This is a genomic window from Mesorhizobium sp. M0663 (genome assembly GCF_040320585.1).
GTDB lineage: Bacteria > Pseudomonadota > Alphaproteobacteria > Rhizobiales > Rhizobiaceae > Mesorhizobium.
This window is the reverse complement of the sequence record NZ_JAMYPX010000073.1, coordinates 1-5,714: the sequence shown is the minus strand read 5'-3', so window position 1 is coordinate 5,714 and position 5,714 is coordinate 1. Positions and strand designations below refer to the sequence as shown.

3 protein-coding genes are annotated in these 5,714 nt (G+C 58.4%); 2 read left to right on the top strand and 1 reads right to left on the bottom strand.

The features are described from left to right. Nucleotides 1–683: 683 nt before the first annotated feature. Entirely contained in the window at nt 684–1,205 is a 522-nt protein-coding gene (locus NKI54_RS35935; protein ID WP_352634294.1) for a GNAT family N-acetyltransferase, read from the bottom strand. A 92-nt stretch (nt 1,206–1,297) separates the two neighbouring features. Here NKI54_RS35935 and NKI54_RS35930 point away from each other — a divergent pair, with 92 nt between their 5' ends. After that, entirely contained in the window at nt 1,298–2,734 is a 1,437-nt protein-coding gene (locus NKI54_RS35930; protein ID WP_352634296.1) for a hypothetical protein, read from the top strand. Next, nucleotides 2,731–5,085: a caspase family protein gene (locus NKI54_RS35925; RefSeq protein WP_352596240.1), complete on the top strand. Its 2,355-nt coding sequence runs from the start codon at nt 2,731–2,733 to the stop codon at nt 5,083–5,085. Before NKI54_RS35930 ends, NKI54_RS35925 begins: the two co-directional genes overlap by 4 nt. Nucleotides 5,086–5,714 lie beyond the last annotated feature (629 nt).

Sequence of the window (5,714 nt, the reverse complement as noted above, 5' to 3'; positions counted from 1 at the left end):
GCGCTACCGCCCGGAGCTTTATTACATGCGTGGCCCGGGGCCAGCCACCGCCCGCCGTATGGGCACGCCGCGGCAAAACCAATCCATCGACCACTACGCCTAACTTGCCTCGCGGACGGCTGACGCTCTCGCCCGGAGTGCCATTCGCGCCGTTCCGTACCGGTCAATTCAGATCAATGAAGGGACGATCTGATCATGGTCATAATTCATGCTGCCGCCATTGGTCCATTTCGCAGGTGTTTACGCCTCCGCGCCGAGCGAAAAGCTCTCTTGTCGGCAACGGACCAGTTGAGCCGTTTACCCGATGACGTTCTTGGCGACATCGGCATCTCACGTGACGAAATCATGTGCGCTTTGCGAAGCCGCGCCATCCGTCATGCGGAGGCAGGCGCGGCCGGCACGACGATCGAGCGCACCAGGATCGCTTGGGCCTCGATCCCGAGACGGTTGGCCGCCGGCAGTGGCTACGCCTCGGCCGAGATCCCCTTTGGCTGGTCCGCGAGCGCGCGATCGAGCCTTCTCAGGACCTCGCGTTCGCTCACGCTGACATGCCAATCAAACAGCTGAAAGACGTCTATTTGGATTGCGAGCGGGGAGGCCGCCGGTGCGCTGGGGACGGAAGACGTGATGTACTGTTCGATGCGCGAGTTCCGACTAGGCGCGAGATAGCAGTTTGCGCATAATCAACGATGCATGGCCTTCTGCACCGTGCGACGCGGCCCTGCGATCGACCACTTCGAACCATGTTTGCGGTAAAAGGCCATTGCCCGGTCGTTTCCCTCGAGCACTTCGAGTGCGATGCTCGGGATGCCGGAATGGGCGGCAAAGACAGCGTGCAATATATTAGCGGCTAGCCCGGTGCCGTACTCGCTTTGATCGATGTGGAGCCGGTCAACCATGACGTCGCCGGCTTCATTCATCTTAGCCATCGCGTAGCCGGCAATCGAGCCGTCTGGCCGTTCTGCCACGAACGACATTTTGTTGGTGTCTGTCAGTTCCGCCGCAATCCGCTGCAGCGTGTGATCTTCATCCGAAATCCGGGCCGCGGTCTCGGATGCCGAAGCGCCGTTCGAATGCTTCGGAAGCCGCCTGGGCGAGTAGAGTCCGACCTCCGCCGCGACTGATTTCAGTGAAATGCCGCGCGAGAGCAACACGGGCGCCGCATCCAGCCTGGCCGCGTCGACGCGATGGAAGGTCCACTTCATACTGCGTTTGTCGATACGGTCACTTAATGTACCATCGAGCCCGCGCGGTTCGGAACTACGCCAAATCCTCAGCGTGGATTGGGAGGGCAGTCATGGCATCGCAATGTTGGATCAATCTTGGCGCCGATGGCAGGTTCGCGGCGAGCGGAAAATTATCGAGCACGCCCGCCGATGTCGATCACCTGCTAGGCGATGCGTTGGGCGACGCCTCACAGCTCGTACTCTACTTTCATGGGGGGCTGGTAAACGAGGCGTCCGGGCTCATAAGCGCGGAACGGATGTCGGGTAATTACGGATCGACGGCAGCCTCGGTAGGGATTATTTGGGAGACGGGTCTTGCCGAAACGTTCCGCGATAACCTTCTGTCAATCACGGAAACCAAGGTCTTCAAGAAGGCGCTTTCTTGGGTGCTAGCCAAGGCAGGTGTCGGCGATGACGGCGGAGCCAAGGGCATAGGTGGTGGCCCACTCGCTGCCGCAGAAATCGAAGCCATGCTTGAGACACCGGAGGGTGCAAGGGCGCTTGATGGCGCACTTGCAGCCCAGGCCGATGCCGCCCAATTGGCCGCGAGTGCAAAAAGCAGCGGACTTGATGACCTCGACGCGGAGGCGATCGCTAGCGACCTTGAATATGATTTTGCGGCCGACCCTTCGTTACCTGATCTGATCGATTTGGCAGTGCTTGGGTCTGATCCGATTCGCCGCAAACTGGACCTCGAGGACGGTGCGAGAGGCGCGACTATTACTGGCGTTGCTTTGTTCATCGGTAAGGTCGTCGTTGCCGTGATCCGCCGCTACCGCAGCGAGACGGCGCATGATGTTCTTCCAACCGCAGTGGAGGAGTTGCTGCGCGCTGCCTATCTTGGCGACGTTGGAAAGTTCGCCTGGGACGCAATGAAGGCAAAAGCGCAGCGGATGTGGACCGACGATGGGGCAACGCCCGGCGTGAACGGCCACGGTGGGGGATATATGCTGCGGCGGCTCGAAGCGCTGCAGGCGGCCCGGCCGGAAATGATCATCGATGTCGTGGGCCACAGCGCTGGATCGATCGCTATCTGTGAGATGCTGGCAGCGATCGAAGCTGACCGGCGCACAATCCGGTTGCGCAATATCCTTTTCCTGGCGCCCGCCGTCCGTCTGGACCTTTTCGCCCGTTGGATTCCTCGCGGGCCGCAGATTTTCAAACGCTTCCGAATGTTCACGATGACCGATGCCGCGGAAAAGCAGGATCGTATCGCCGGCCCGATCTATCCTCGATCGCTCCTCTACATGGTCTCTGGTTGCTTCGAGGATCGCCCCGATGCGGCCATTGTCGGCATGGATCGTTACCTTCGACGCGCGGCGACCTCAGCCGGACGTGACTATGACGATGTGCGCCTTTGGTTGCAGGAGGGTAACCGGCTTGCTTATTCTCCAAGCCCCGCCCGTACCGCGCAGGGCCTCCAAACGAATTCCCTTCACCACGGCAGTTTCGACGACGATCCGGCTACCCTTGCTAGCCTCCGCTTCATAGTGGGAGCAACACCATGACCCACGCACCGGACGACTATGCCTTGGTTATTGGCGTCAACGATTATCCGGAGTGGAACAAGGGCGCGAAATCGCTCAAGGGTTCGGTCAAGGACGCGACTGATTTTCGCGATTGGCTAATTCATAAGGACGGCGGCGGCCTCGCGCCGGAGAATGCAAAGCTCGTCGTTTCGACTGTTGAGCCACTAGGCCCGCGGCAATGGATGATCGACGATGCCTTTCGCGCGATCCGTAATCAGTCCGAGGGAAAGTTGCGGCGGCGCTTTTATTTTTATTTCACTGGGCACGGCCATAGCCGTGCCGGTTCGTGGCAGCAACAGTCGCTCTGTCTCGCGAACTGGTCACCACTCGATGCTGGCGCTGCTCTTCATTTGGAAAGCTACATAAAGGCCTCGATTGGCTGTTTGAAATTTTCAGAAAGCGTCTTTTTTCTCGACTGCTGCCGCGTTCGAGCCGTGGTTCCGCTGGGGCAGCAAAGCGAGTTGGAGTGCGGGGACCCGGACGCAAGACACCGCTATTCCGCGATTCTCTTTGGGAGCGATCAGTACGAGCCCACATTTGAAGGAGAGGTCAATGAGGAGATTCGGGGTTACTTTACCGCCGGTCTGCTGACAGTGCTCAAACAGGGGACGATCGAACTTAGCGACCTCCTCGACCGACTGAGGATCATAGTCCCGGATCTTGCAAGACCCAAAGAGCAGACAGTTCGAGCAGTCCCCGCAGACACAAAGATTTATCTTGGTCCTCCAGATCGCAAACCACTGCTGGAGAAATATGCTGACGGCGGGAAAGGAGTCGGCACGCAGGTTTCAATCTCGGTGAAGAGCAACCTGACCGGCAGCAACACTGAGCAGGACGCGCCCACACCCCGGCCCGGCGACATTAGCATAATTCGCGACGATTTTCTTATCGCTCGCGGCGTTGGTTCTGTCAGCAAGCAGCTTATTCCGGGACATTATCAGGTCCGCATTGATCATGCGGAGGCATCTATCACTTACGACATTGATGTGGGCGATCAACCGGTTGAGCAGCAGTTCGACCTTCCCCGACGCGCTTCTGCGACTCTGCTATCCAGCACAATAGACAAGCACGAGTGGCTGACCGATCCGGTAGTCGATGCAAGCAAATGGGATGCTTCGCAGGGCGGCCAGGCTATTTTCGTTTCTGTGCGTTCGCGGCAGCCGGGCGATGCGACGCCGATGGCAAGATCGCTATCGCTGTCGCTAAACAACCGAGGCAAGAATATCGCCATCTACGAGGGAAACTCACTGCATCTCGTGGAGCCGGGGACCTCTGACCTGCTTTACTTTGGCTCTGAAGGAGACATTTCAATCCTGCCGATCCCCATCGCGAAAGGGTGGGACACACACGTATTTATTCTGACTTATGAGGGTCGCCCCCAGCTTCCGACCGCTTCTATATCTATGCGGCCTTCTGGGGTCGGCTTCGATCCGTCCGATGCGTTGATTGATGCCTACGAACGGGGCATTGCAGACCTTGTGACCGGCGGCCCTGGACCTGACCCTGAAACTCTCGACTATTTGCTCTGGGGCAAATATCGAAACCCACTGTTCGGCTTGCTAGGCGCGCACTTTTTGATTCGCAAGCTTCGACGCGATCCCAAACCGGATCCCAACGATCTCCAACGTCTCGCGATCGTGGTCGAAAATTTGGGTGAGCTGCTTGGTGCGGATGCGCCCGACGTCGTTGCTCTGCGCCTTTGGAGGCAACTGATCTCCAAAGAGTGGCCGAGGGAACCTTTAGCTGGGCACTTGCCGCTGTTCAATGTCGGTTTCCAAGCTTTCATAGAGGCGACGGCATCGTCTGACGCAGCGATGGACAGCAGGCTCGACGACGTCGCGCTTGGCCTCGACGGGAATTCGCCATGGACGTTGTGGCGGCCTGCAAGGACCAGCAGCGTGTCCGCGAGTTGGAGCCTCTATCCGACACCACACACTACGTTCCATTTGGAAAGCGAATCGATTGGCAGGCTGAAAGCGATCGAGAAACTGTGGCGCAGAGATGGCTTTGTAGTGGAATCGACGCAGGCTGGCAGCTTGCGCAAGCTTCGGGCAATACGCCCGGAAGGTCACCGTCCCCGAAATTTCGATGCCGCCAGTCAGGCCAACACAATTCTCAGCATTCCTGACTGGGTGGTGAGTTACATGCGTGAGGCAGTTAAACAGAGCACGCGAACAGGCGGTGCGCTTGATCTTAGCCGGCTAGTCCGTCGCACTATGTTGCCGATGAATGTCCTCGTGGCAGCGAAGTCTCTGGCGGAACAGTCTGAAGACGACGGTGGGGTGGTGGAGCCTATTCGAAGCTTCGGCACCGCCCCGCCTGTCGATTAGGAGGAAGCTTCTCCGCACTGGTTATGCCACGACATTTTCGTGAGGAAACAGAAAAGATCACGCCGACAAGGATGAGGATGACGGCGAAATGTCTGCCTGAGCCGCATGAGTGCTGATCGCCCATCGCGAGCGCTTGTGGCGCCGGCTCAGCGAAATCCGGCTTGCTCCGAAATTTTGCTACAGACTTGCACGCACCCGGCCCCCGCATGAGACAACCGTTTTGGGGGAACGGGCGGCATCGATCTAAACCACGAAGCCCCCCATTAACCAAACTGCGGCACCAGCGAACAAAAAAAGCGGCCAACCGCGCAAGAGCTTGGCATTCCGGGGCAAGTCGCTGCGGGACAGTTGACTACACGGCTGTTAGCACCAAACGTACAGGAACCGGCGTCACACCAAGCAAAGCGCGAGGTTGTGAGCCAACCCTTGCTCTGGTTTTAGCTCTGGTTTTAGCTCTTATTAAACAGCTAAGTCATTGAAATCATTAGCATCCTATTGCCAGCGAAGGTCTCCCTCTCCGCCACTTCGGAGTTGTGTGCGTCAAGTTCTGCAAAATGGCGTGGCATTGCGGTGACGTCGGCGTGTCCGCCGCGCAGCCCCCGTGTTTAGCGGAGCGGCGGACACATGAC